The organism is Streptomyces sp. NPDC006372, from assembly GCF_040612515.1.
Taxonomy (GTDB): Bacteria; Actinomycetota; Actinomycetes; order Streptomycetales; family Streptomycetaceae; genus Streptomyces.
The window spans coordinates 822,355-847,493 of the sequence record NZ_JBEXQJ010000001.1; the positions used below are offsets into that span (position 1 = coordinate 822,355).

General features: G+C 72.2%; 18 protein-coding genes. 9 read left to right on the plus strand and 9 right to left on the minus strand.

Going from position 1 to position 25,139, the window contains the following annotated elements; all coding sequences use genetic code 11:
* Positions 1–529: 529 nt before the first annotated feature.
* Complete coding sequence (locus ABZ016_RS03660) at positions 530–2,716, plus strand: bifunctional polysaccharide deacetylase/glycosyltransferase family 2 protein (protein WP_356914880.1); 2,187 nt, start codon at positions 530–532, stop codon at positions 2,714–2,716.
* Positions 2,717–3,274: 558 nt separating this feature from the next.
* On the opposite strand, the gene ABZ016_RS03665 is transcribed toward ABZ016_RS03660, so the two are convergent.
* Complete coding sequence (locus tag ABZ016_RS03665; protein ID WP_356914881.1) at positions 3,275–3,802, minus strand: GNAT family N-acetyltransferase; 528 nt, start codon at positions 3,800–3,802, stop codon at positions 3,275–3,277.
* Between the two features lie 160 nt (positions 3,803–3,962).
* On the opposite strand from ABZ016_RS03665, the gene ABZ016_RS03670 reads away from it, so the two are divergent.
* Together ABZ016_RS03670 and ABZ016_RS03675 are read left to right on the plus strand one after the other, a co-directional pair.
* On the plus strand, positions 3,963–5,153 hold the full coding sequence (locus ABZ016_RS03670; protein ID WP_356914882.1) for an AAA family ATPase: 1,191 nt from the start codon (positions 3,963–3,965) through the stop codon (positions 5,151–5,153).
* Between the two features lie 17 nt (positions 5,154–5,170).
* Entirely contained in the window at positions 5,171–6,796 is a 1,626-nt protein-coding gene (locus ABZ016_RS03675; protein ID WP_356914883.1) for a VWA domain-containing protein, read from the plus strand.
* A gap of 46 nt (positions 6,797–6,842) precedes the next feature.
* On the opposite strand, the gene ABZ016_RS03680 is transcribed toward ABZ016_RS03675, so the two are convergent.
* A complete protein-coding gene (locus ABZ016_RS03680; protein ID WP_356914884.1) occupies positions 6,843–7,646 on the minus strand; it encodes a sugar phosphate isomerase/epimerase family protein in 804 nt (267 codons plus the stop codon).
* A gap of 41 nt (positions 7,647–7,687) precedes the next feature.
* A complete protein-coding gene (locus ABZ016_RS03685) occupies positions 7,688–8,623 on the minus strand; it encodes a bifunctional helix-turn-helix transcriptional regulator/GNAT family N-acetyltransferase (protein ID WP_356914885.1) in 936 nt (311 codons plus the stop codon).
* Positions 8,624–8,794: 171 nt separating this feature from the next.
* Between ABZ016_RS03685 and ABZ016_RS03690 the strand changes: the two genes are divergently transcribed.
* Positions 8,795–9,367 carry a dihydrofolate reductase family protein gene (locus ABZ016_RS03690; RefSeq protein ID WP_356914886.1) on the plus strand — a complete coding sequence of 191 codons (573 nt, stop codon included), beginning with the start codon at positions 8,795–8,797 and terminating at the stop codon, positions 9,365–9,367.
* Between the two features lie 131 nt (positions 9,368–9,498).
* On the opposite strand, the gene ABZ016_RS03695 is transcribed toward ABZ016_RS03690, so the two are convergent.
* Positions 9,499–10,548 (minus strand): LacI family DNA-binding transcriptional regulator, encoded by a 1,050-nt coding sequence (locus ABZ016_RS03695; protein WP_356914887.1) that lies wholly within the window; start codon positions 10,546–10,548, stop codon positions 9,499–9,501.
* A 406-nt stretch (positions 10,549–10,954) separates the two neighbouring features.
* Between ABZ016_RS03695 and ABZ016_RS03700 the strand changes: the two genes are divergently transcribed.
* The 5 genes from ABZ016_RS03700 (at position 10,955) to ABZ016_RS03720 (ending at position 17,152) form a co-directional block, all read left to right on the plus strand.
* Complete coding sequence (locus ABZ016_RS03700) at positions 10,955–12,106, plus strand: Gfo/Idh/MocA family oxidoreductase (protein ID WP_356914888.1); 1,152 nt, start codon at positions 10,955–10,957, stop codon at positions 12,104–12,106.
* Positions 12,103–13,272, plus strand: a complete 1,170-nt coding sequence (locus ABZ016_RS03705) for a dihydrodipicolinate synthase family protein (protein WP_356914889.1) — start codon at positions 12,103–12,105, stop codon at positions 13,270–13,272. Before ABZ016_RS03700 ends, ABZ016_RS03705 begins: the two co-directional genes overlap by 4 nt.
* 35 nt (positions 13,273–13,307) lie before the next feature.
* A complete protein-coding gene (locus ABZ016_RS03710) occupies positions 13,308–14,105 on the plus strand; it encodes a sugar phosphate isomerase/epimerase family protein (protein WP_356915049.1) in 798 nt (265 codons plus the stop codon).
* 438 nt (positions 14,106–14,543) lie between these two features.
* Positions 14,544–16,379, plus strand: coding sequence for a glycoside hydrolase family 3 protein (locus ABZ016_RS03715; protein WP_356914890.1), 1,836 nt, complete (start codon positions 14,544–14,546; stop codon positions 16,377–16,379).
* A 113-nt stretch (positions 16,380–16,492) separates the two neighbouring features.
* Positions 16,493–17,152 (plus strand): hypothetical protein, encoded by a 660-nt coding sequence (locus ABZ016_RS03720; RefSeq protein WP_356914891.1) that lies wholly within the window; start codon positions 16,493–16,495, stop codon positions 17,150–17,152.
* A 29-nt stretch (positions 17,153–17,181) separates the two neighbouring features.
* On the opposite strand, the gene ABZ016_RS03725 is transcribed toward ABZ016_RS03720, so the two are convergent.
* The 5 genes from ABZ016_RS03725 to ABZ016_RS03745 all read right to left on the minus strand — a co-directional run bounded on the left by ABZ016_RS03725 (position 17,182) and on the right by ABZ016_RS03745 (position 25,046).
* Positions 17,182–18,624 carry a S28 family serine protease gene (locus tag ABZ016_RS03725; protein ID WP_356914892.1) on the minus strand — a complete coding sequence of 481 codons (1,443 nt, stop codon included), beginning with the start codon at positions 18,622–18,624 and terminating at the stop codon, positions 17,182–17,184.
* 98 nt (positions 18,625–18,722) lie between these two features.
* Positions 18,723–19,115 carry a hypothetical protein gene (locus ABZ016_RS03730; RefSeq protein WP_356914893.1) on the minus strand — a complete coding sequence of 131 codons (393 nt, stop codon included), beginning with the start codon at positions 19,113–19,115 and terminating at the stop codon, positions 18,723–18,725.
* 118 nt (positions 19,116–19,233) lie between these two features.
* Positions 19,234–22,965 carry an ABC transporter ATP-binding protein gene (locus ABZ016_RS03735; RefSeq protein WP_356914894.1) on the minus strand — a complete coding sequence of 1,244 codons (3,732 nt, stop codon included), beginning with the start codon at positions 22,963–22,965 and terminating at the stop codon, positions 19,234–19,236.
* 161 nt (positions 22,966–23,126) lie between these two features.
* Entirely contained in the window at positions 23,127–24,104 is a 978-nt protein-coding gene (locus ABZ016_RS03740) for an esterase-like activity of phytase family protein (RefSeq protein ID WP_356914895.1), read from the minus strand.
* Between the two features lie 90 nt (positions 24,105–24,194).
* Entirely contained in the window at positions 24,195–25,046 is an 852-nt protein-coding gene (locus ABZ016_RS03745) for a serine hydrolase (RefSeq protein ID WP_356914896.1), read from the minus strand.
* Between the last annotated feature and the right edge of the window lie 93 nt (positions 25,047–25,139).

Genomic DNA, 25,139 nt, shown 5'->3' on the forward strand with positions numbered 1-25,139 from the left:
TGCCCGGCGACATGGCCGGGCCTGCCGCGCCGGCCCCCCGCATCCCGGGCGGGACGCCCGGGGCACCCGGCGGGCCACCGGCGTCGGACGGCTCGCCCGACGGCCCCTCGGCAGCCGGTCCCGGCGCGCTGCTCGGACCGCAGCTCACCTCACCCGGCCCGCCTCTGGTTTCGCTCCTGGTGCCCGGCAGTCCTTCGGCAGGCGCACCGGCGTCTCCTGACACATCGGAACCACAGGCACCCACGACCCAGCAGCCACCCTCGCCGGCGCGGCCCACGCCCCCCGATGACAGCCCCGCCGCTCCCGCCCCCGGCACGGGCACCGCTCCCGCCTCGCCTCCGCCCTCACCGGCTCCGCCGACCACCGCCCCGTCCGCCCCGCCGACCACCGCCCCGTCCGCCCCGCCGGCGCCCGAGCCCCCTGCCACGACGCCACCACCCGCCTCCCAGCCCACAACGCCGGCCGGCAGCTCGGCGCCGTCCAGTGCCGTGCCCCCGTCCTCCGCCCCCTCGGTGGTCGAGGCACCCTGATGCGGTGGCGCTCCTCCCGGTCACCCGGCCGCCCACCGGCGTCGCCCGGTCCGCGGCGGACGCGAGCACCCCTGTCGGCGCGGCACCGCTTCCGCCTCCTCGTCCCGCTCGTCCTGCTGGCCTTCGTCGCCTCGGTCCTCCTCGTCGAGGGGTTCACCACCCGGGGCTTCGCCGGTGACCAGGAGGGGCGCGGCGGACGGCCGGCCGGCGGCGTCCCCCGCAGGGTCGTCGACGGCGGCCCGATCGTCGACACCACCCACGGTCACCTGCGGAGCTTCCGCACACCGGACAGGACCGTGGTCCTGACCTTCGACGACGGCCCCGACCCGACCTGGACACCCCGCGTCCGGGCCGTACTCGACCGCTACGGCACGCCCGGCACCTTCTTCGTCACCGGGCAGCAGACCGCCCGGCACCCGGGCATCCTGCGCAGCCTGATCCGCTCCGGCCACGAGATCGGCGTGCACACCTTCTCCCACCCGGACCTGGCCGACCGGTCCGCGAGCGACATCGACCGGGAACTGGCGCTGACCCAGCTCGCCCTGGCGGGAGCCGCGGGCGTCAACACGTCGCTGATGCGGATGCCCTACTCCTCGACGACCGCCGCCCTCGACGACGCGTCGTGGTCCGTGGCCCGGCGCCTCGGCGACAAGGGCTACGTCACGGCGTTCATCGACCAGGACACCAACGACTGGCGGCGGCCCGGCGCCCGGGCGATCGCCGACGCGGCCACTCCGAACCCGCCGGGCAGCGGCGCGGTCGTCCTGCTGCACGACGCGGGCGGCGACAGGGCGCAGACCGTCGAGGCCCTCAAGATCCTCATCCCCCGGCTGAAGGCCCAGGGCTACCGCTTCGCCACCGTCGCCGATGTCGTCGGTTCCGACCGTCTCACCAGCCCCGTCGGCACGGCGCACCTGTGGCAGGGCCGCATCTTCGTGACCGCGGTCGCCGTGTCGGGGACGGCGGTGTCGGTCGTCAGCGTGATGCTGCTGGTGGTGGGGTCGCTCGTCCTCGCACGGTGTGCGGTCCTGATCGTGCTGGCCCGCCGGCACGCCCGCCGCCACCGGCGCCGCGAGACCGGCAGCCGCCGGACCGTCATCCGGCCCGTCAGTGTCGTCGTACCCGCCTACAACGAGAGGCTGTGCATCCCCAAGACGCTCCGCTCCCTCGCCGCGAGCGACCATCCCGTCGAGATCATCGTGGTGGACGACGGCTCCCAGGACGGCACCGCCGACCTCGCCGAGTCACTGGCCCTGGAGAACGTCACCGTCGTCCGCCGGCCCAACGGCGGCAAACCCTCCGCCCTCAACACCGGCGTCCGGCGCGCCTCCCACGACCTCGTCGTCATGCTGGACGCCGACACCGTCTTCGCCCCCTCGACCGTCGGCCGCCTCGTCCAGCCGTTCGCCAACCCGCGAGTGGGCGCCGTCGCGGGCAACGCCAAGGTCGGCAACCGCCGGCGGCTGCTCGGCCGGTGGCAGCACATCGAGTACGTCATGGGCTTCAACCTCGACCGCCGCATGTACGACCTGCTCCACTGCCTGCCCACCATCCCAGGTGCCGTGGGGGCATTCCGCGTCGAGGCGCTGCGGGACGCCGGGATGATGAGTGCGGACACCCTCGCCGAGGACACCGACATCACCATGGCCCTGCACCGGGCCGGATGGGAGATCAGCTACGCGCCGGACGCCCTCGCCTGGACCGAGGCCCCGGCCTCGCTGCGGGAGCTGTGGCGCCAGCGCTACCGGTGGAGCTACGGCACGATGCAGGCCGCATGGAAGCACCGGCACGCGCTGCTCGAACGTGGCCCGGCGGGCCGCTTCGGCCGCCTCGGCCTGCCCCTGCTGGCCGTCTTCCAGATCCTCACGCCGCTGCTCGCCCCGCTGATCGACATACTGGCCGTCTACGGCCTGGTGTTCGGGAACCCGCTCACCACGGTGCTGGCGTGGAGCGGTGTGCTGGCGGTGCAGGCCGGCTGCGCCGCGTACGCCTTCCACCTCGACGGCGAGAGCCTGCGGCCCCTGTGGGCGCTCCCGCTCCAGCAGGTCGTCTACCGCCAGGTGATGTACCTGGTCCTCGTCCAGGCGTGCCTGACCGCGATCAACGGCTACCGGCTGCCCTGGCAGCGGCTCAAGCGGAGTGGAGACGTGATGCTGCCTCCCGAGCCCTCGGTCCACCGGCCGTGAGGGGGCCGCTGCCGCGGGCCCTGCTCCCCGCCATGTCGTACGTTCGGGTTGAGTTGCCCGCCCGAGGGCCCATCAGCCTTCCTGCCGGGCGCTTTTCCACCCAAAGTGTGATCATGAAGACTCCACGCTTGCACTGTTCGCACCGATCCCTCGCGCACTCGGCTGGATCGGCCCTCATCGTCCTCGCCGCCGTCCTGACCACCGCAGCACCCGTCGCGGCCGACACCGATCAGCGGGCCGAGGAGGGTACGAGTCGGGCTGTTCAGTGCCGCACGATCTACATTCAGAGGCAGGGAGGGGGGCTCGAAGGCGCCGTCTGGACCGTCCTGGGCGGATCCGGCGGCACGACAAGGCTGGACTCCCAGTGCGGGAACGGCGCAAAGGGCTCAGAGAAGTCAGAGACCTCAGAGAAGCCGGCGAGCCCAGCGCGCTCCGAGAGCGCACAGGCGGAGTAGCGGACCGGATCCGCGGTCGGCAGAGGCAACGCAACAGACGCCGGGCGCGGGCGGTTCGCGTCACTGGGCGGTCAGGACACCAGGTCCGGGTGTGCTGACCGCCTCAGCTGCGTTTCGCCCGGCTGGGAACCGAGTTGCGGCAGGTCAGCACGCGCGTGAGGCTGCCGTCGTCCTCCACCAGGTCCCGGACGTGCTCGAACCCGACCCTGCCCAACAGGCGCAGAGACGCGGTGTTCCGCGCGTCCACGGTGGCGTGCACCTCGGTCAGTGCGAGCGTGTCGAACCCGTGGTCCACGAGCGCCTCCACCAGCTCCGTTCCGAGTCCGCCGCCCCAGACTTCAGGCGCCAGCGCATAGACGATCTCGTGGCCGTCCACCTCGTCGCCCCGCTTGACCTCCGCGTGCCCGACCAGGAGGCCGTCGCGCCGGACCGCCCACACGTCGAACAGGTCCCGCGCATACACCTTGCTGAAGATCCGCCCGAACAGGGCCCGGTCCTCCGCCTCGGAAGCCGTGCCGGAACCCATCCACCGGGACACCCTCGGCTCCTGGAAGAGCGCGACGAACCCCTCCTCGTCGGCCGGGGTGTAGGCGTCCAGGAGCAGGCGCCGGGTGCGCAGAGTCGGGGGCACGCCGGGAGACGCTACCCATGAGGGGACGGGGCGGCAATCGGCTTTCGAGCGGCCCGGGTCACCGCGATCCCCGTCAATCACACGCCACTTCGTCGTAGGTTCATGGAGGAACGGGCCGTCTCGTCGGTCCGCCGTGGAACGGGCGAGCGAGGAGTCGGACGTGGACGCGCAGGACACCGCGGGGAGGCTGCGGGCGATCAGCGGCGAGCTGTCGGAGCGGTTCTACGAGCGGGCCGACGTCGTGCGGACGCTGGTGGTGACGCTGCTGGCCGGGCAGCACTCGCTGGTGCTCGGTCCGCCCGGGACGGCGAAGTCCGAGATGGCGCGGGAGCTGACGGGCCGGATCGAAGGTGCGGCCTACTGGGAGATCCTGCTGTCGAAGTTCACCGCGCCGACGCGGATGTTCGGTCCCATCGATGTCGCCGCCCTGGCCCGCGGCGAGTACCGCCAGGTCTACGACGGCCGTGCCACCACCGCGCACATCGCGTTCATCGACGAGATCTTCAAGTGCTCCACGGCCGCCCTGAACGAGACGCTGGGCTATCTCAACGAGCGGATCTACCACCCCGAGAACGGCGGCGAGCCGATCCGCTGCCCGCTCATCGGGGCCATCACAGCCAGCAACGAGCTGCCGAGTGAGGAGGACGCGGCCGCCGTCTACGACCGGCTGCTGGTGCGGATCGAGGTCGGGTACCTGGAGGATCCCTCGAACTTCGCCGCGCTCGTGCGGTCCGCCGTCAGACGCCCGGAGGCACCGTCCCGGACCACGGTCGAGCTGGCCGCGTTGCGGCACGCCGTGACCGAGGCCGTCCCGGCCGTGGACGTCCCCGACGCGGTCGTCGACGCGGTGTGCACGCTGCGCGCGGCCCTGCGCCGCAAGGAACTCGTCGCCTCCGACCGCCGCTGGCGGCAGGCGGTGGGCCTGCTCCAGGCGTCCGCGTACCTCGACGGCCGCCCGGAGGTCGACGAGACGGACCTTTCGGTGCTGACGCACGTGCTGTGGAACTCCCCCGCCGAACGCCCCACCGTCGAGCGCGAGGTTCTGCACCTGGTCAACCCCGACGCCAAGGAGGCGCTCGACCTGGCCGACACCATCGACGAGCTGGAGGCCCAGCTCGACGCCATGGCCGGGCAGTCGCGCGAGGCGCTGAGCGACTGGGTCATCAAGAAGGCCCACAACCAGCTCGCCACGGCGGGGAAGCGGCTGGAGAAGCTCCGCCAGGAGGCGGTGAGCGCCGGTCGTTCCACCGCCGCCATCGACCGGGTCGCCGGGCGTCGGCGCGCCGTCCGCGCCCGCGTCCTCACCGAGGCCCTCGGCATGGACGCGAGCATGGTGCAGGCCCAGCTCTAGAACTCGGGGGCACATCCATGGACGGGACGCCGAGCAGGATCGACGAGCTGGCCGGCCTGGCCGGGACATGGCTCGGGCTGTCCGGCTCCGGCCCCGGGCGGCACACCGCGGCCGTGGTCGCGGACCGGTTCGACCGGTTCACCTGGCGCGACACCTACGGGCAGTCGGCCGGACTGCGCGAACTGGCCGAGGAACTGGACGAGCGCCACGGCCACACCGCCGCCCCCGACCTCCTGGCCGATGTGTTCCTGGCCGCCTACAAGGCCGGCCCACGGGTGCGCGAGCGCGCGGAGATGGTCCCCTCCCGGCTCGTCAACCACCAGATCGTCACCTCGCTGCTGGAGTCGGCGGAGTTCGCCGAGCTGCGCCGGGAGACGGCCGGCGACCCGTACGCCGCCGCCATGGCCGTGCTCGCCCAGGCCGGCACGCTGCGCGGACTGCTGGAGCGCTCCCGGCCGCAACAGCGGCAGGCCGATCAGGCGGACCGGGCCCGGCAGGCCGCCGAGGGCGCGGCGAAAGCGGTGAGCGAGGCACTCCGGTCGGCCGCCGACGAGGCCGGTGAGGACGGCACCGTGTCCGCTCCGGCCGCCGACGCCGTACGGCAGGCGGTCGAGGCCGCCGAAGCCGCCGAAGCCGATGCGGAACGGGCCGCCGAGGGCGCCGCGCAGACCCTCGCGGCGGCGGCTCCCGGGCTGCGGACCGGCGCGCGGAACGCGGCGGCGAAAGCCGCCGGGGCCGTGCGGGAGGAGGCCGCGCTGATGCGGGCGTGGGGCGTCGGCGCCGGCGAGCTGGAACGGATGCCGTTCGGCCGGCGCGCCCTGCTCGCCGAACGGCTGCGCACCGGCCGCCTCGCCCGGTGGGCCGAACTGATCGGCCGCTTCCGGCAGATGGCCGACGGCGAGCGCGCCCGCAAGGTGGCGAACGCCACCGGGGAACTGGTCGGCGTCACGCTCGGCGACGACCTCTCCCGCGTCATCCCCTCCGAGCTGGCCCATCTCGGCCTGCCCGAGCTGCGTGCGGTGTTCGCGGTGCGCTACGCCGCCGGGGAGCTGATGCTCTACGACAGCCGGGGCGAGCAGGCCACCGGCCGGGGCGCGATCATCGCCTGCGTGGACACCTCGCACTCCATGTACGAGGCGGGGCCCGGCGGGATCACCCGGGAGGCGTGGGCCAAGGCGTGTGCGCTGGCACTGCTGGACCAGGCCCGGCACGCCGGCCGGGACTTCGTGGGCATCCTGTTCTCCGCCGCCGACCGGCTGCGGGTCTTCCGCTTCCCGGCCGGCGAGCCCGCCGGCATCGACCGGGTCCTCGACTTCGCGGAGACCTTCCTCGGCGGCGGCACCAGCTACCAGGCGCCGCTGTCGGCGGCCGGCGAGCTGCTGGCGGCGGAGTTCGACGACACGGCCCGCGGGCGCGGCGACATCGTGATGATCACCGACGACGACTGCGGTGTCACCGAGGCCTGGATGCGGCGCTGGAACGACACCAAGCGCCGACTGGGCTTCCGGGTCTTCGGCGTGGTCGTCGGCGCGCCGCGCGTCGGCGCGGCCGGCTCGGTCCTGGAGGCCCTGTGCGACAACCTGCGCTCCGTCGAGGACTTCACCGACGTGCACACCGCCGCGGACCTCTTCCGCGTCATCTGACCGCACCGGGGCGCCGGCACGCGCCGGGCCGCCGCCCCGCGCCCCGTCACGCCGATTCGTTCAGCAGCCGGCTCAGGTGATCCCGCCCCGGCCCGAGCAGCCCGGGCAGTTCCGCCGCCGACTCGTACCACCGCTTCTCGTACTCCCAGCACAGCCAGCCGTCCCAGTTGTGCCGGGAGAGGACCTCCACGCACTCGGCCAGGGGCAGGACGCCCGCGCCGAGCGGCAGCGGGGTGGTGTCCTCGGCGGAGGCGATGTCCTTGACCTGGACGTAGCCGAGGTGCGGGGAGAGCGCCGCGTAGGACTCCGAGGGCTGTTCGCCGCCCAGCCAGGTGTGCATCACGTCCCACAGCGCGCCGACCTGGCGGTGGCCGACGAGCCCGAGGACACGCATCGCATCGGCGGCGGTGCGGTGCGAGTCGTGGGTCTCCAGGAGGATGCGGACGCCCAGCTCGCCCGCGTACTCGGCGGCCGTGCCGAGCCGCCGGGCGGCCGTCGCGTCGGCCTCCTCGGGGGTCTGGAGGTCGAGGTCGCCGCCGGGGAAGACGCGGATGTACGGGGCACCGAGGTCACGGGCCAGGTCGAGGAGGGCACGGATCTCGGCCAGGACGGGTTCGTCGTCGCCCGGGGCGGCGACCCGCGCGTATCCCGCGAGGCCCAGGATCTCTACGCCCGAGCCCTTGAACTCGGCCGCGACGTCGGCCCGTTCGGCGGGCCCCAGGCCGGGGTGGACCGGTTCCTCCGGGTGGGTACGCAGTTCCACGCCGTGGTAGCCGTGCGTGGTCGCGAGCCGCAGGACGTCGGGCAGGGGCAGGCCGGGGACACCGAGGGTGGAGAACGCCAGCTTCATGTGGAGGGACCCTACCCGGCACCCCCGCCGACGACTCCCCTTCATCGCTCCGGTGTTGCGTGAAGATCCAGTCGCCAGTCCTGGCCGTTCAGATCCTGGCCGAAGGAACGGTGCGGTTTCTCCGCGACCAGCTCGAAGCCGTGGCGCTGGTAGATGCGGCGGGCGGCGCCGAGGATGTCGTTGGTCCACAGGACCACCTCGCGGTAGCCGACCTCGCGCGCGAAGTCGACGAGTGCCCCCACCAGGCGGTCGCCGATGCCCAGGCCGCGCGCGTCGGGCTCGACGAGCAGCAGCCGCAGCCGGGCGGCGCCGGGCGCGTCGTCCCGGACGCACATGACGCACCCCACCCGGCGGCCGTCGAGCTCGGCGATCCACGTCCGGTCCAGCTGCGGGTCGTGGTCCTCGGCGTAGTCGGCGACGATCCGGGCGACCAGGCCCTCGTAGCTGAGGTCGAAGCCGTACTCGGCGGCGTACAGCGCGGCGTTGCGCTCCACGATCCAGCCGAGGTCGCCGGGGGCGGGCTCGCGCAGGATCACGTCCTCGGGGCGTGGCGCGCGGCCGTCCCCGAGCAGCGTCCGGACGGTCAGCAGCGCCTCCCCCAGCCGGGGCCGGTCCTCGGACCGCACGGTGTCCAGCATCGCCCCGACCGTCTCCCGGGCCCGTTCGTCGAGCAGCGCGGCGGCTTCCCGGCCGGGCGCGGTGAGCGTGATCCGGCGGCGCCGCGGATCCTTCTCGGACGGGCCGCGCTCGATCAGCCCGTCCTCCTCGAACTTGTTCAGGATGCGGCTCAGGTATCCGGCGTCCAGGTGCAGCTGGGCCCGCAGGTCGGCGGCGTCGGTGCGCGGGGCGTGGGCGAGCTCGTAGAGCACGCGGGACTCGGTGAGGGTGTAGGGGGCGTACATGTGGCGGCCGTAGTCGAGCGCGCCGATGACGTTCGTGTAGAAGCGGTTGAAGGAGCGGATGTCCTGGACGGTCATGACCTCGACCCCCGATGTTTGACTCAGTCAGAGATTTTGTGGGTCGAGCCTAGCCGTCCGGGACATCCGGGACCAGACACTTGCGCGACGGCCGATGAGTTTCCGCGTGATCCGCAGTCGGAAGGATGCAACACCCGCAGAGAACCGGACACGAGAACCGAGGGACCCCAGATGCGCACCCTGATCAGCACCGCTTTCATCTCGCTCGACGGCGTCGTGGAGGCCCCGGGCGGCGAGCCCGGTTACCGGAACTCCGGGTGGACCTTCAAGGGCATCGAGTTCCTCCCCGAGGCGTTCGAGATCAAGGGCCGGGAGCAGAAGGAGGCCACAGCGATGCTGCTGGGCCGGACCAGCTATGAGGCGTTCAGTCCGGTGTGGCCCGGCATGGAGGACTTCGCCGACTACAAGGTGATGCCGAAGTACGTCGTCTCCACCACCCTCACCGAGGACGACCTGGTGCCGAACTGGGGCGAGACGACGATCCTGCGCTCACTCGACGACGTCGCCGCACTGAAGGAGACGGAGGGCGGCCCGATCATCGTCCACGGCAGCGCCTCCCTGAACCAGGCCCTCTCGGACGCCGGCCTGATCGACCGCTACCACCTGCTCGTCTTCCCGCTCCTGCTCGGAGCGGGCAAGCGGCTCTTCAGCGCCACGGACAAGGACACCCAGAAACTGAAGCTCGTCGAGCACGAGGCCTACGCCAACGGCCTGCAGAAGAACGTCTTCGACGTGGTCCGCTGACGAGCCCTCCCGGCAACCACGCCGGTCAGCGACACCCAGCCCGTCCGGCGCTTGAGGACGAGGCCGTTCAGGCCGAAGCGGGGGCCTGGGGGCGGCAGCCCCCAGCGAGGCCAGTACGGCACCCCCAGGACTTAGGAGACCCGCGGCCCCCCGGAAGACCCTCGCACCATCAACTCCCCGCGCACCGAGGCGATACCCCCCGGAGGGGCCTCCTCCCGCCCCATGGCGATCCGCCCGGCCCGGGCCCCGGCCTCCGCCAGCGGCAACCGCACCGTGGTGAGCGAAGGCACCGCGTCGATGCTGAACGGCAGGTCGTCGAACCCGGCCACCGACACGTCCTCGGGGATCCGCAGCCCCGAGTCCCGCAGCGCCGCGCACGCCCCCAGCGCGACGGAGTCGTTCGCCGCGACGACCGCCGTGAGCGACGGGTCGCGCCGCAGCAGCTCCAGCGTCGCCTCGTAGCCGGACCGCCGGTCGTAGCGCCCGTGCACCGTCCACCGAGGGTCCTCCTCGATGCCGTGCGCGGCCAGCGCGGCCCGGTGGCCCTCCAGCCGGTGCCGCGTGGTCGTCCGCTCCTCCGGTCCCGCGATGTAGCCGAGCCGCCGATGCCCGAGCCCGATCAGGTGCTCGGTCAGCTCCTGCCCGCCGCCGCGGTTGTCGAAGGTCAGCGCGATCGCCCCGGTCTCCGGTGCCGGCGGCCGCCCGCACAGCACCACCCGCGTCCCGGCGTCCGCCAGCTTGCGCACCTTCGCGTCCATGGCCGCCCTGTGCGCCGCGTCCTCGATCGCCCCGCCGGTCAGCACCACCGCCGCCGCCCGCTGCCGCTGCAACAGCGTGAGGTACGTCAGCTCGCGCTCGGGGGAACCGCCCGTGTTGCAGACCACCGCGAGCCGCTCGCCGCCCGCGCGGCCGCCCGGCCCGCCGATCTCGGACTGGATCGCGCTCGCCATGATCCCGAAGAACGGGTCGGCGATGTCGTTCACCAGGATCCCGACCAGGTCGGAGGTGGCGGCGGCCAGGGCGCTCGCGGGCCCGTTGAGCACGTAGTCCAGCTCGTCCACGGCCTTCAGCACCCGCTCCCGGGTGGACGCGGCCACGGGGTAGTTCCCGTTCAGCACGCGCGACACCGTCGCGGGCGAGACCTGCGCGCGGGCCGCCACGTCCGCCAGGGTCACCGTCATCTCGTCGTCCTCCGGTCGCGCATCTCGTCGTCCGCCCTCGTACACATCCAGACCTGCGGCCTCGGTTCCTGTGGATCCGACGGATCCGACGGACCCGACAGACCCGTGAACCCTGTGGATCCGACGGACCCGGTGGATCCGATGGACCCGAGGCCCTCTTCCCTACGGACCCATGGCCCTGGTACCGACAGACCCATGGCCCTGACCCGTTCGAGTCATGGCCATGGTTCCGAGCAGACCTTAAGCCCCCGACCCCCTGTTGTTCGCCCCCTCGAACAACTCGTCCTGGTCACGGTCTTGTCCGGACCATGGTTCAGAGGCTAGCTTCTCTCTGTATAGAAAGCGCTTGCTGCAACGCTCACCAGTGGGCGTACGCGGCGCGACGACCGCGTACGAAGGGAACGACGTGACACGCAAGACGGTGCGTATCGCCATGAACGGCGTGACCGGGCGCATGGGCTACCGCCAGCACCTGGTCCGCTCCATCCTCGCCCTCCGTGAGCAGGGCGGCCTCGACCTCGGCGACGGCACCGTGCTGTGGCCCGAGCCGATCCTGGTCGGCCGCCGTGAGCACGCGCTGAAGGCGCTGGCCGAGCAGCACGGGCTGGAGCACGTCTCGACCGACCTGGACGCGGTCCTCGCCGACGAGACGGTGGACATCTACTTCGACGCCCAGGTCACCTCCGCCCGTGAGGAGGCCCTGAAGAAGGCCATCGCCGCCGGCAAGCACATCTACACCGAGAAGCCGACCGCCACGGGCCTCGCCGGCGCCCTGGACCTCGCCCGGCTGGCGGACGAGGCCGGCATCAAGCACGGCGTCGTCCAGGACAAGCTGTTCCTCCCCGGCCTGCTGAAGCTGAAGCGCCTCATCGACGGCGGCTTCTTCGGCCGGATCCTGTCCGTGCGCGGCGAGTTCGGCTACTGGGTCTTCGAGGGCGACTGGCAGGACGCCCAGCGTCCGTCCTGGAACTACCGCGCCGAGGACGGCGGCGGCATCGTCGTCGACATGTTCCCGCACTGGGAGTACGTGCTGCACGAGCTGTTCGGCCGCGTGAAGTCGGTCCAGGCCATCGCCACCACCCACATCCCGCAGCGCTGGGACGAGAACGGCAAGCCCTACGACGCCACGGCCGACGACGCCGCGTACGGCATCTTCGAGCTCGACGGGGGCGCCATCGCCCAGATCAACTCCTCCTGGGCCGTCCGCGTCAACCGCGACGAGCTGGTGGAGTTCCAGGTCGACGGCACGGAGGGCTCCGCGGTCGCGGGCCTGCGCAACTGCCGCGTCCAGCACCGCTCGGCCACCCCCAAGCCGGTCTGGAACCCGGACATCCCCGCCACGGAGGTCTTCCGCGACCAGTGGCAGGAGGTCCCGGACAACGCCGAGTTCGACAACGGCTTCAAGGCCCAGTGGGAGCTCTTCCTCAAGCACGTCTACGCCGACGCCCCCTACCACTGGGACCTGCTGGCCGGTGCCCGCGGCGTCCAGCTCGCCGAGCTGGGCCTGCAGTCCTCGGCCGAGGGCCGCCGACTCGACGTACCGGAGATCTCGCTGTGACCATCCGACTCCCGGGCAGCGACGGAACGCTGCGGGCCTACGAGCCCCGCACCGCACCGCTCGTGGTGGCGCCCGGCACGCCCTTCACCTCCCGCACGGTCTTCTCGGCGGCGCACGTCGTGGCCGACCCGTACGCGGACGTCTCCCCCGACTCGCCCGCCGCCGTCGACTGGGACGCCACCCTCGCCTTCCGCCGCCACCTGTGGTCGCACGGGCTGGGCGTCGCCGAGGCGATGGACACCGCCCAGCGCGGGATGGGCCTGGACTGGGCGGGCGCGGCGGAGCTGATCCGCCGGTCCGCGGCGGAGGCCAAGTCGGTCGGCGGCCTGATCGCCTGCGGCGTGGGCACGGACCAGCTCTCCGCCACCGAGGTCGGCTACCCGTACAACCTGGCGGAGATCCGCGCCGCGTACGAGGAGCAGCTCGCCGTGGTCGAGGAGTCGGGCGCGCGGGCGATCCTGATGGCCTCACGGGCCCTGGCAGCGGTCGCCAAGGGGCCGGAGGACTATCTGGAGGTCTACGGCCACCTGCTCCGCCAGGCCTCCGAGCCGGTCGTCCTGCACTGGCTGGGCCCGATGTTCGACCCCGCGCTGGAGGGCTACTGGGGCGCCACGGACCTCGACGCCGCCACGCGCACGTTCCTGGACGTCATCGCCGCGCACCCGGACAAGGTCGACGGCATCAAGGTCTCCCTGCTGGACGCACAGCGCGAGATCGACATCCGCCGCCGGCTGCCGCGGGGCGTCCGCTGCTACACGGGCGACGACTTCAACTACCCCAAGCTGATCGCGGGCGACGAACAGGGCTTCAGCCACGCCCTGCTGGGCATCTTCGACCCGCTGGGCCCGCTGGCCGCGCAGGCGGTGCGAGTGCTCGACACCGGCGACGTGAAGGGCTTCCGGGAGCTGCTGGACCCGACGGTCGAGCTGTCCCGGCACCTCTTCCAGACGCCCACCCGTTTCTACAAGACGGGCGTGGTGTTCCTGGCCTGGCTGGCCGGGCACCAGTCCCACTTCACGATGGTCGGCGGCCAGCAGTCGTCCCGCTCGCTGCCGCACCTCGCGAAGGCGTACGAACTCGCCGACGGGCTGGGCCTGTTCCCGGACCCGAAGCTGGCGGAAGAGCGGATGAGGAGCCTGCTGAGCGTGTACGGAGTCGAGCAGTGAGCACTTCGCGACTGGAGCGCTTCTCCATCAACCAGATGACGGTGAAGCAGCTGTCGCTGCCCGAACTGGTGGCGGAGTGCGGCCGGCTGGGCATCCACAACGTCGGCCTGTGGCGCGAGCCGGTCCAGTCGTACGGCCTGGAGGCCACGGCGAAGCTGGTGCGGGACGCGGGGCTCACGGTGACAACGTTGTGCCGGGGCGGCTTCCTCACGGCGATCGCCCCGCAGGAGCGTGCCGAGGCGCTGGCCGACAACCGGCGGGCGATCGACGAGGCGGCGGCGCTCGGCACGGACACCCTGGTCCTGGTCTCGGGCGGTCTCCCGGCGGGCTCCAAGGACCTGCACGGCGCCCGGGAGCGCATCGCGGACGCCCTGGCGGAACTCGGCCCCTACGCCGAGCGGCACGGCGTACGTCTGGCCATCGAGCCGCTGCACCCGATGTACGCCTCCGACCGCTGCGTGGTGTCGACCCTGGCCCAGGCCCTGGACCTGGCCGAACGCTTCCCGGCCCACCAGGTCGGCGTCACCGTCGACACGTACCACATCTGGTGGGACGACACGGCTCCCGCGCAGATCGCCCGGGCGGGTGCGGGCGGCCGTATCCACACCTTCCAGCTCGCCGACTGGACGACGCCCCTCCCGGAGGGCGTGCTGACCGGCCGTGGCCAGATCGGCGACGGCTCGATCGACATGCGGGAGTGGAAGGCGTACGTGGAGGCGGCCGGCTACACCGGCGCCATCGAGGTCGAGCTGTTCAACGACGGGTTGTGGGCGCGGGACGGGCGGGAGGTGCTGGCGGAGACTGCGGCACGCTTCGTCGAGCACGCCCTGTGACGCGGCACTGAAGCGGACCCGCTGCCCCGCCCCGGTGACTTGGGGGCGGGGCAGCGCCGCGTCCGGGCCACGATGGCCGAAAGGGTCGGCTCACAGGGCCCGTCGGCCCCCGGAGCACCCCCCGTACCGACTTGCGGAAATCCGGCGTGAGCCGGGAACCCGGGGCGGATCCCGGCCGTCCAATGCGCAGGCTGCCGGAGAGTCACCTCGGTGCGGTGTCGGCCCTCGCTGCTGGCTGCGATCGCTGACCACCCTCTCCGCCGTACCGCGGCCGGCGGCACCCGCCGCCATCGGCGCGTCCCCCTCTCCTCGCGCCGGTGGCGGCCCCCGTGCGGTTAGTGTGCGTTCCCTTGACTGGCAGAAACTTCCCGGTTATTGGTGACCTCCTGGAAGTTTCCTTCAGCGGATCCGAGCGGATCACCTCCGGAAGGAGCGCACGTGCACGACACCGGCACGGGAAGCACGGGAAGCACCGCACAGCCCTCCAGACGTACCGTCCTCGCCGCCACGGCCGGCGTCACCACCGCCCTCGTGGCAGCCGGGCCCGCGAACGCCGCCGACGCCCCGGACGACAGGCGGCTGCGTGCCCTCGTCTCGCGCATGACGCTGGAGGAGAAGGTCGGCCAGCTCTTCGTGATGCGGGTCTACGGCCACTCCGCCACCAGCCCCGACCAGGCCGACATCGAGGCCAACCTGAAGGAGATCGGGGTCCGTACGGCCGCCGAGCTCGTCGCGAAGTACCGGGTCGGCGGCATCATCTACTTCGCCTGGGCGCACAACACCCGCGAGCCGCACCAGATCGCCGGGCTGTCCAACGGCATCCAGAAGGCGTCCCTGGAGCTGCCGCGCGGGCTGCCCGTGCTCATCTCCACCGACCAGGAGCACGGCATAGTGGCCCGGGTGGGCAGGCCCGCGACGCTCTTCCCGGGGGCGATGGCCGTCGGCGCGGGCGGGTCGAGGGCCGATGCGCGCGCCCTCGGCCGGATCGCGGGCGCCGAGTTGCGCGCGATGGGCATCCGTCAGGACTACTCCCCCGTGGCCGACGTGAACGTCAACCCGGCCAACCCGGTCATCGGCGTACGGTCGTTCGGTGCCGACCCGCGGGCCGTGGCCGCGCTGGTGGCCGCAGAGGTCGCCGGGTACCAGGGGTCGGGGGTCGCCGCGACCGCCAAGCACTTCCCCGGGCACGGGGACACCAACGTCGACAGCCACACCGGCTTCCCCACCATCACGCACAGCCGCGAGCTGTGGGAGAAGCTCGACGCACCGCCGTTCCGTGCGGCGATCGCCGCGGGCATCGACTCGATCATGACCGCGCACCTGATGGTCCCGGCCCTCGACGGCTCCGGCGACCCGGCCACCCTCTCCCGCCCCATCCTCACCGGCATCCTGCGCGAACGGCTCGGCTACGACGGTGTCGTGGTGACCGACTCGCTCGGCATGGAGGGCGTACGGACCAAGTACGGCGACGCACGGGTGCCGGTGCTGGCGCTCAGGGCGGGCGTGGACCAGCTCCTCAACCCGCCCGACCTGGACCTCGCCTGGAACGCGGTCCGCACCGCCGTACGCAAGGGGGAGCTGACCGAGGCCCGGCTGGATGAATCGATCCTGCGGATCCTGCGGCTGAAGGCGAAGCTCGGCTTGTTCCGCGCGCCGTACGTCAGTCAGGGCGGGGTCGACCGGAACGTCGGCACCCGCGCCCATCTGAAGACGGCCGACCGGATCGCCGAGCGGACCACCACCCTGCTGGTCAACGAGGGACGGCTGCTGCCGCTGTCCCGGCGCCGGCACCCCAAGGTACTGGTGGTCGGGGCGGATCCGGCCTCGCCGTCGGGGACCACCGGACCGCCGACCGGTGTGCTCGCCGCCGCCTTGACCGGGCTCGGCTTCACCGCCACCGCCCTGTCGACCGGTACGGCGCCCTCGGCGGCGACGATCGCCCGGGCGGTCGCGGCGGCGCGGGACGCGGACGCGGTGGTGGCCGCCACGTACAACGTGACCGCGAGCAGCAGCCAGAAGACGCTGGTGGAGCAGCTCGTGGCGACCGGCCGGCCGGTCGTGGCGGTCGCCGTCCGCAACCCATACGACGTGGCACAGCTGACCTCCGTCCCGGCCTGTCTGGCCACGTACTCCTGGACCGACGTCGAACTGGAGGCCGCCGCGCGGGTGATCGCGGGGCGGGTGGAACCGCGCGGGAAACTGCCGGTGCCCGTGCAGCGGGCGGATGATCCCGCGCAGGTGCTGTACCCGATCGGCCACGGGCTGTCGTACTAGACGTACGTCGCGGACCGGGCGCACCACCCCCAACGTGCGCAAACCGTCCCATGTGCCTGGCGTGCGCCCGCCGCCGCGGGCCACGCTGGGCCAGGGCACTCAGAGGGACGGCGATGCGCACGAGAAGTTCGGCGGGGGTCATGTGTGGGCTGCTGGTGCTGCTCGGCGCACTGCTGACCGGATGCCAGAGCCCCTCGGCGGGCGTCGCGGAGGACGGCCGGCTGGGCGAGGCCGCGCCGGGCCCGACGACCGCCGGCGCCGCACCGACGGCGACCCGGCCCTCCGGGTACGGGGCGGTGTTCCTCGCGGTCGGCGAGTGCAGTTCGTTCGGGACGACGAGCTTCACCGAGGTGTCGTGCACCGGTGAGCGGGCCGCGGCCCGGGTGGTGGCCCGGCACGACGGCGCCGTGCGGGACGGGCCGCGCTGCCCGGCGACCACGGACTTCGTGCTGCACATCAGCGAGCAGCGGCCCGCGTCCGACGAGGACGGCGACGGGGCGGTGCCGCGGGGCTACGCCTGCATGCGCAACCTCCAGCCACCGCACCCCGGGGACCCGGGCGGCGGGGGCGGCCCCCGTACCGTCGTCGGCGACTGCGTCTACGGTTCCGGCGACGGGCAGGTCCGCGAGACGGCGTGCGACGGGGAGGGCGAACACGAGCCGGAGTACGAGGTGACCCGGGCCGTCGCCACCCGCGCCGACTGCCCCGCTTCGACGGTCCTGTACGTCCGGCTCGGCGGCGACCGGCCCGTGGGATGCGCCCGGCCGCTGTGAGCGACGGCCGGGCGCGGCACACGTTCGGGCTACGGACGCAGCGTCATCTCCCGCTGCACGTCACGCTTGTCCAGCTTGGCGTCGAACTTCGCGAGCGGCTTCGCCGCCTCGGGGTCGGACTGCACCGCGCTGGACGCGACGCCGGCCCAGTCGAGGATGCGGGCGGTGGCGAGGGCCTTCTGCTCGGGCACGAGTCCCGCGACGTTGGCCCCGTGGTTCATGCCGGGGGCGGTCATGACGTAGGAGTCCTTCGCGCCCTTGCCGACGCGGAACGGCTCCGCGCCCCACGGGTCGTTCTGGCCGTAGACGAACAGCATCTGCCGGGCGTTGTGCCGGACCCAGGTGTCGACGTCCCGCATGGCCGACGGCTGGAACCTCATGGGGATGTCCCGCGGGACGAAGTTCCGGGGCGGCTGGTAGCCGTAGCGGACGTACTGCTTCTCGATGTGCGGGAAGTGGATGGTCGGCGCGCCGAGCTGGGTGCCGGCCTGGTAGTAGTACGGCGTGTAGGTCGTCAGGCCCTGGTCGGCGTAGGCGGAGAAGCCGGAGATGGTGTCGACGGAAGTCCAGATCTCGTCGTCGGTGGCGTTCTTCGCGTCGGCCGGGATCTGGTCGCAGTCCTTCAGCAGGCTGTACTGCCAGTAGCCCCACACGTAGTCGAGGACGGTCGCCTCGTAGGCCTTGTCCAGGCTGCCGATGGTCGTGAAGGTGAGGCCGTTCTCCTCGGCGTAGGCCGCGTACTTCTTCTCCAGCGGCTCGCGGCGCACCAGCGCCTCGCGCTGCACGGCGTTGAGCCGGTCGCGGCACTCCTTGGTGCCGACGCGGGCGAAGAAGCGGTCGTAGGCCGAGTCCTCCTTGTTCACCACGTCGTTGGGGGCGACGTAGGCGACGACGCCGTCCATGTCGCGCGGGTAGAAACGCTCGTAGTAGGTGGCGGTCATGCCGCCCTTCGAACCGCCCGTGGAGATCCAGTTCTTGGCGTAGACGCTCTTCAGGGCCTTGAAGACCCGGTGCTGGTCGCTGGCGGCCTGCCAGATGTCCAGCTTGGACCAGTCGGCCGGGGCGGGCCGGGACGGGGTGAAGAAGCGGTACTCCAGGGAGACCTGGTTGCCGTCCACGATCTGGGCCGGCTCGCTGCGGCGGGGCGTCGTGGAGACGTTGTAGCCGCTGGTGAAGAAGACCGTCGGTCGCGAGACGTCCTTGTGCAGCACGGTGATGCGCTGCTGGAAGGTGCCCTTGGACGGATCGTGGTGGTCGACCGGCTGCGTGTAGTTCAGGACGAAGAAGCGGTAACCGGTGTACGGCTTCTCCTCCACCAGGCTCATGCCCGGTATGGAGAGCAGTCTCTCCTTGATGTCAGTGGTGCTGTCGGTGCCGGTGGCCCCCGGCTCGGCGGCGGTGGCCGCTGTCGCCGTGCCCAGTGTGCCTATGAGCACCGTGAGCGCCAGCAGCCATCTGAGCGCCTTGCGCATGCGCACTCCCCTGTGAGACAGATGTGCGCCGGAAGCTAGCGGACCAACTCACCGGAGCACCAGGGGACATAGGGAAAACCCTGTGCGCGGGCACGGCTTCAGCAGAGGGTCCAGCCGGAGCTGAACGTCCCCCGGCCCACCTTGCCCTTCAGCCATACGCAGCGGCGTCCGGCGTGCACCGTCACCGGGCCCGCGAGGTAGGCGTACTTGCCCTCGTCGACGACCGGGCGGTTGCCGCGCGCCTGCACGCTCACCTTCATCGTCCGCTTCACGCCGGGCCGCTTGGGGAGCGTGACGGCGCAGACGTAGCCGCCGCGCTTGTAGACGAGCACGGTGCCGGTGGAGAACGGCAGGGTGCGGACCTTGCGGCCGGGGCAGGGTGCGGCGGTGGCGGCCTGCGCCTCGCCCGGTGCGGCGACCGCCAGCAAGCCGGAGGCGGTCAGCACGGCCAGGCCGAGCGCGAGCCGCCGGCGTATCGCTCCACTGTCCACTGTCGTCCTCCCGTACCGCGTCGTCCGCGTCCATCGGCGTACTGATGTACGGACGCAAGGCGTATGTCGCACGGTTGCACGACTGTCCCCTGCGTCACGGTCCGCACCGCGTCCACTGTCAGCGGGAGGCGCCGACCGGCTCCTCCGGCTCGGGGGCGCCGATGAACGTCCGCCACAGCTCGGCGTAGCGCCCGCCGCGCGCGAGCAGTTCCTCGTGCGTGCCGTCCTCGGCGACCCGGCCCTGGTCCATCACGACGACCCGGTCCGCCCGGGCGGCCGTGGTCAGCCGGTGTGCGACGACCAGCGTGGTGCGGCGGCCCGCGAGGCGGTCGGTGGCCTGGTTGACCTGGGCCTCCGTGGCCAGGTCCAGCGCGGCCGTCGCCTCGTCGAGCAGCAGTACGTCGGGGTCGACCAGCTCGGCACGGGCCAGGGCGATCAGCTGCCGCTGCCCGGCGGAGAGGTTGCGTCCGCGCTCGGCGACCTCGTGGAGATAGCCGCCTTCCAGCGTGGCGATCATCTCGTGGGCGCCGACCGCCCGGGCCGCCGCCTCGACCTCGGCGTCGGTGGCGTCCGGGCGGCCGTAGGCGATGGCGTCGCGGACGGTGCCCTGGAAGAGGTACGCCTCCTGCGGGACGACCCCCAGACGGTGCCGGTACGAGGTGAGGTCCAGGGCCCGCAGATCGGTGCCGTCGACCGTGACCCGGCCGCTGGTCGGGTCGTAGAAGCGGGCCACGAGCTTGACGAGGGTCGACTTCCCGGCGCCGGTCTCACCGACGAAGGCGACGGTCTGCCCGGCGGGGATGCGCAGGTCGACCCCGCCCAGGGCCTCCTCGTCGTCTCCGTACGCGAAGTGCACGTCCTCGAAGGCGATGTCCCCGCGCAGGGACGGCACGTCGAGGGGTTCCTCGGCGGACTTCGTCGACGTCGGCTCCCGGAGCAGCTCCTGGATGCGGCCCAGGGACACCGTCGCCTGCTGGTAGCCGTCGAAGACCTGGGAGAGCTGCTGCACGGGAGCGAAGAACAGGTCGATGTAGAGCAGGTACGCCACCAGGGAGCCGATCGCCAGCGTCCCGTCGTCGACCCGCGCCCCGCCCACGATCAGCACGGCCGCCGCGGCCACCGACGACAGGAACTGCACGAAGGGGAAGTACACCGAGATCAGCCACTGGCCCCGGATGCGCGCCTGCCGGTAGCTCTCGCTGCGTCCGGCGAACCGCCGCCCGCCGTCCCGCTCACGCCGGAAGGCCTGCACGATCCGCAGCCCCGACACCGACTCCTGGAGGTCCGCGTTGACCACCGACACGCGCTCACGGGCCAGCTCGTACGCCTTCACGCTCGCCCGGCGGAAGAAGAACGTGGCGACGATCAGCGGCGGCAGCGTCGCGAAGACGACCAGGGCGAGCTGTACGTCGAGCACCAGCAGCGCGACCATGATGCCGAAGAAGGTGACCACCGAGACGAAGGCCGTGACCAGGCCCGTCTGGAGGAACGTCGACAGCGCGTCGACGTCGGTCGTCATCCGGGTCATGATCCGGCCGGTCAGCTCCCGCTCGTAGTAGTCGAGCCCGAGGCGCTGGAGCTGGGCGAAGATCTTCAGCCGGAGCGAGTAGAGCACCCGCTCGCCCGTCCGCCCGGTCATGCGGGTCTCGCCGATCTGGGCCGCCCACTGCACCACCACCGTCAGCAGCGCGAGCAGGGACGCCGCCCACACGGCGCCGAGCGCGATCTTCGTCACGCCGGAGTCGATGCCGTGCCGGATCATGATCGGCAGCAGCAGGCCCATGCCCGCGTCGACGGCGACCAGGAGGAGGCTGACCAGCAGCGGCAGCCCGAAGCCGCGCAGCAGCCGGCGCAGGCCGTAGGACTCCTCCGGCTGGACGGCCCGCCTCTCGTCCACGTCGGGCACGTCGGTGGCCGGGGGCAGCGCCTCGACCTGGGCGAGCAGCTCGGGCGTGGCGGGACTCTCGGCCAGCGCGGTGTCCTCGCGCTCGCGGTCACCGGTCCACAGCCGCGGCGTGACTCCGCGCTCGGCGTCGAACTCGGCGTCCAGCTCCTCCCGTACCGAGGTGTCCTCCTGGGGACAGGCCGGCTGGGTGTGGCCCGGGGAGACCGCGCCCAGCTCGTCGGGGTCGGTGAGCAGCCGCCGGTACAGGGCGGAGCGCCGCTGGAGCTCGTCGTGGGTGCCGATGTCGGCCAGCCGGCCGCCGTCCAGCACGGCGATGCGGTCGGCGAGGTTCAGGGTGGAGCGGCGGTGGGCGATCAGCAGGGTGGTGCGGCCCTCCATGACGCCCTTGAGGGCCTCGTGGATCTCGTGCTCGACCCTGGCGTCCACGGCGGACGTGGCGTCGTCCAGGACCAGCAGACGCGGGTCGCTGAGGATCGCGCGGGCCAGGGCGACACGCTGGCGCTGGCCGCCGGAGAGGGTGAGGCCGTGCTCGCCGACGGTGGTGTCGTAGCCCTCGGGGAGTTCCTTGATGAAACGGTCCGCCTGAGCGGCGCGGGCGGCCTTCTCGATCTCCTCCTGGGTGGCGTCGGGGCGGCCGTAGGCGATGTTGTTGCGGACCGTGTCGGAGAAGAGGAAGGAGTCCTCCGGGACCAGGCCGATGGCCGCCCGCAGCGACTCCAGGGACAGCTCCCGCACGTCGTGGCCGCCGACGAGGACGGCACCGCGGGTGACGTCGTAGAAGCGCGGCAGGAGCAGGGAGACCGTGGACTTGCCGGAGCCGGAGGAGCCGACGACGGCGAGGGTCTCGCCGGGGCGGATCTCGAAGGAGAGCCCGTCGAGGACGGGGCTGCTCGTGCCGTGGGCACCGTCGTAGCCGAAGGCGACGTCGTCGAACTCGACGGTCGCGGGGGCGTCGGCGGGGAGCTCCTTGTGGCCGTCCTGGAACGAGGGCTCGGTGTCGATCAGCTCCAGCACGCGCTCGGTGCCGGCGCGGGCCTGCTGGCCGACGGTGAGGACCATGGCGAGCATGCGGACCGGTCCGACGAGCTGCGCGAGGTACGTCGAGAACGCGACGAACGTGCCGAGCGTGATGTGCCCGCGTACCGCCAGCCAGCCGCCCAGCGCCAGCATCGCGACCTGGCCCAGGGCGGGGACGGCCTGCAGGGCCGGGGTGTAGACCGAGTTCAGGCGGATGGTGCGGAGCCGTCCGGCGAAGAGCCTGCGGCTGACGTCCCGGAGCTTGCCGGTCTCCTGCTCCTCCTGCCCGAAGCCCTTCACCACCCGGACCCCGCTGACCGAGCCGTCGACCACACCGGCGACGGCGGCGGCCTGGGCCTGGGCGTACCAGGTGGAGGGGTGCAGCCGGGTGCGGCTGCGCTTGGCGATCCAGGCCAGGGCGGGGGCGACGGCCACGGCGACGAGGGTGAGCGGCCACGACAGCGACGCCATGATCACCAGGGAGATCACGAACAGCAGGATGTTCCCGATGGTCATCGGGAGCATGAAGAGCAGGCCCTGGATCAGCTGGAGGTCGCTGGTGGCCCGGCCGACGACCTGGCCGGTGGACAGTTCGTCCTGGCGGCGGCCGTCGAGGCGGGTGATCGTGTCGTACATCGCCGTCCGCAGGTCGTGCTGGACGTCGAGGGCGAGGCGGCCGCCGTAGTAGCGGCGGATGTAGGTGAGGACGTAGACGACCAGGGCGGCGGCGATGAGCAGGCCGGCCCAGGTGGTCATGTCCCTGGTGTGGTCACTGATGACGTCGTCGATGATCACCTTGGTGACCAGGGGGACGAGGGCCATGACGGCCATGCCGGCGAGGGAGGAGGCGAGGGCGAGGACGACGTCCCTGGGGTGGCGCCAGGCGTATCCCCACAGTCGGCCTGCCCATCCCCGTTGTGAACCCACGCCGGTGCCCTTCGATCGTCCTTCTCTGCCGAAAGGCACCAACGCGGTGGGGGGGTGGATTTCATCCCGCCGTAACAATTTCTGTTCGTGGTCGGGTGCGGCGCCGTCGTGGCTGCTCGCGCCCACGCGGCGGAGCCGCACATCGATACAGCCCCGCGCCCCTAAAGAAGCGGCGTTGTCCTTACCCGCAAGTAGTAGAAGCGGGTCGTCTGAGCTGGGTTTTCGTTGTCGTCGCTGGCGAGGAGGACCTTGAGGGTGTTCTTCTCGCGGCCCGTGAGCGTCATGGCCTCGATGTTGTCGAGGAGGGGGTTGGGCTGGGGCTGCTTGGCCGTGGCTCCCAGGGAGGGGCAGGTCGCGAGGTCGGTGAGGAGGGTCTTCTTCGTGGTGTCGCGCGGGTCGGTCAGGTAGAGGCGGACCGTGTTGCCCACGCCCGCCGTGAAGCCGCGTTCCAGGACCAGGAGGCGGCCGTCCGGCGTCGCCTGGATCTCGGAGACGCCGAGGGCCGGGTCCGTGCGGTAGGCGTGCTGGGGGCCGAGCCGGAAACGGCCCCGGTGGCGTTCCCAGGTCTGGAAGCGGACGGTGTCCGCGGTGTCACCGGAGACGGGGTACTCCATGGAGGCGACCAGGGTGCGGCCGCCCGGGAGCAGGGTCAGGCCCTCGAAGGTGCCGTTGGGCCGGGCGCGGCCGGCGGGGGTCACGCGCAGGTCGTCCGGGACCGGGAGGCGGTCGAGGAGCCTGCCGCTGCGGGAGTAGCGGCGTACGGACGGCTCGGTCTCGGAGGTGACGAGGTACGTGCCGTCGCGGTCCACGACCAGGCCCTCGGAGTCGAGCGCGGTACCGGTTTCGTCGGTGAGCGGCGTGACCGCGCGGGGCCGCAGCGTGCGCGCGTCCAGGCGGAACAGCGCCGAGCGGTCGGAGAGGGCGGCCAGGGAGCCGTCCCCGTTCTGGGCGAGCGCGGAGAGGTTGCCGACGACGGTGTTCTCGTACGTCGTCTTGTCGAGCGCGTCGGAGTAGCGGTCGATGGAGACGGTGGGCGAGCAGGCGTGTGAGGTCTGCGCCCGGGCCGGGCCGGCGGCGGTCAGACAGCCTGCCGCCGCAAGGCCTGCCGTGAGGAGGGCGAGGTGGGTTCTGAGGGGCATGGGCGTCACCGTAGGGCGGGCCGGTGACGCCGGGTAGGACGCGTGGTGAAGGGTGGCCCGCGGGGTGACGGGGGGCCGCGGGGTGAAGGGTCAGCTCGCGGCCAGGTCCTTGTGGATGACCTTGGCCACGGCCTGGATGGTGGCGATGCCGTAGTTCATGGTGCTGTTGCCGTGGCTGAGCACGGTCATCACGTAGTCGTGGCCGCCGCCCTTGAACGCGCCGACGCTGTGCACGCGCCAGCCGTTCGTGGAGCGTTGCAGCCAGCCGTTCTTGACGGCCACGGTCACTCCGGAGGGCACTCCGTACGGTGTGCCCCAGCGCTGGGACGAGACGACCTGGCCCATCAGCTTGAGGACGTAGGCGCGGGAGTTGTCGCTCAGGACCGCGTTCTTGGCGGTGAGGAGCTTCAGCAGCTTCTGCTCGTCGGTGACGGTGATCTGGGTCAGGCCCCAGTAGCCGTCCGCGCCGGGCTTGGTCTGGGTCATGCCGGCGGCGGTGAGGAAGCCCTTGATCTTCGTCATGCCGAGCTGCTTCCACAGGGTGGAGGTCGCGGCGTTGTCCGACTTGGTGATCATGGCCTTGGCGAGGGTGTTCTCGCGGTCGGTGAGGTACCGGTTCGTCTTCTTCGCGTCCCACAGCAGCGTGGCGAGGACGGTGACCTTGACGACGCTGGCCGAGTCGTAGGCGGAACTCGCGCGCAGGGTGCAGGTCGTGTTGGTGCTGCGGTCGTAAAGGCCGACGGCGACGGTGCCCTTGCGGGTGGCGAGGGCGGCGGTGATGTCCTTCGTCAGCTTGGTGGCGAGGCCGGCCTTGTTGGACGTACAGGTCACGGCCGGCGGCGCGGCGGAGGCGGGCGTGGCGGAGGCGACGAGCGGCACGAGTACGCCCGTACCCACGGCCACCGCCAGCACTCTCGCGCGGCGGGATATGGCAGGAGTCATGCACCCCTTGACTCACCGACGAGGGGCAAAGGTTGTAGGCGTTGACGAAGGCGTGTGCGAGTCGTTACCGGGGGCTGTGCCGTTTCACAGGCG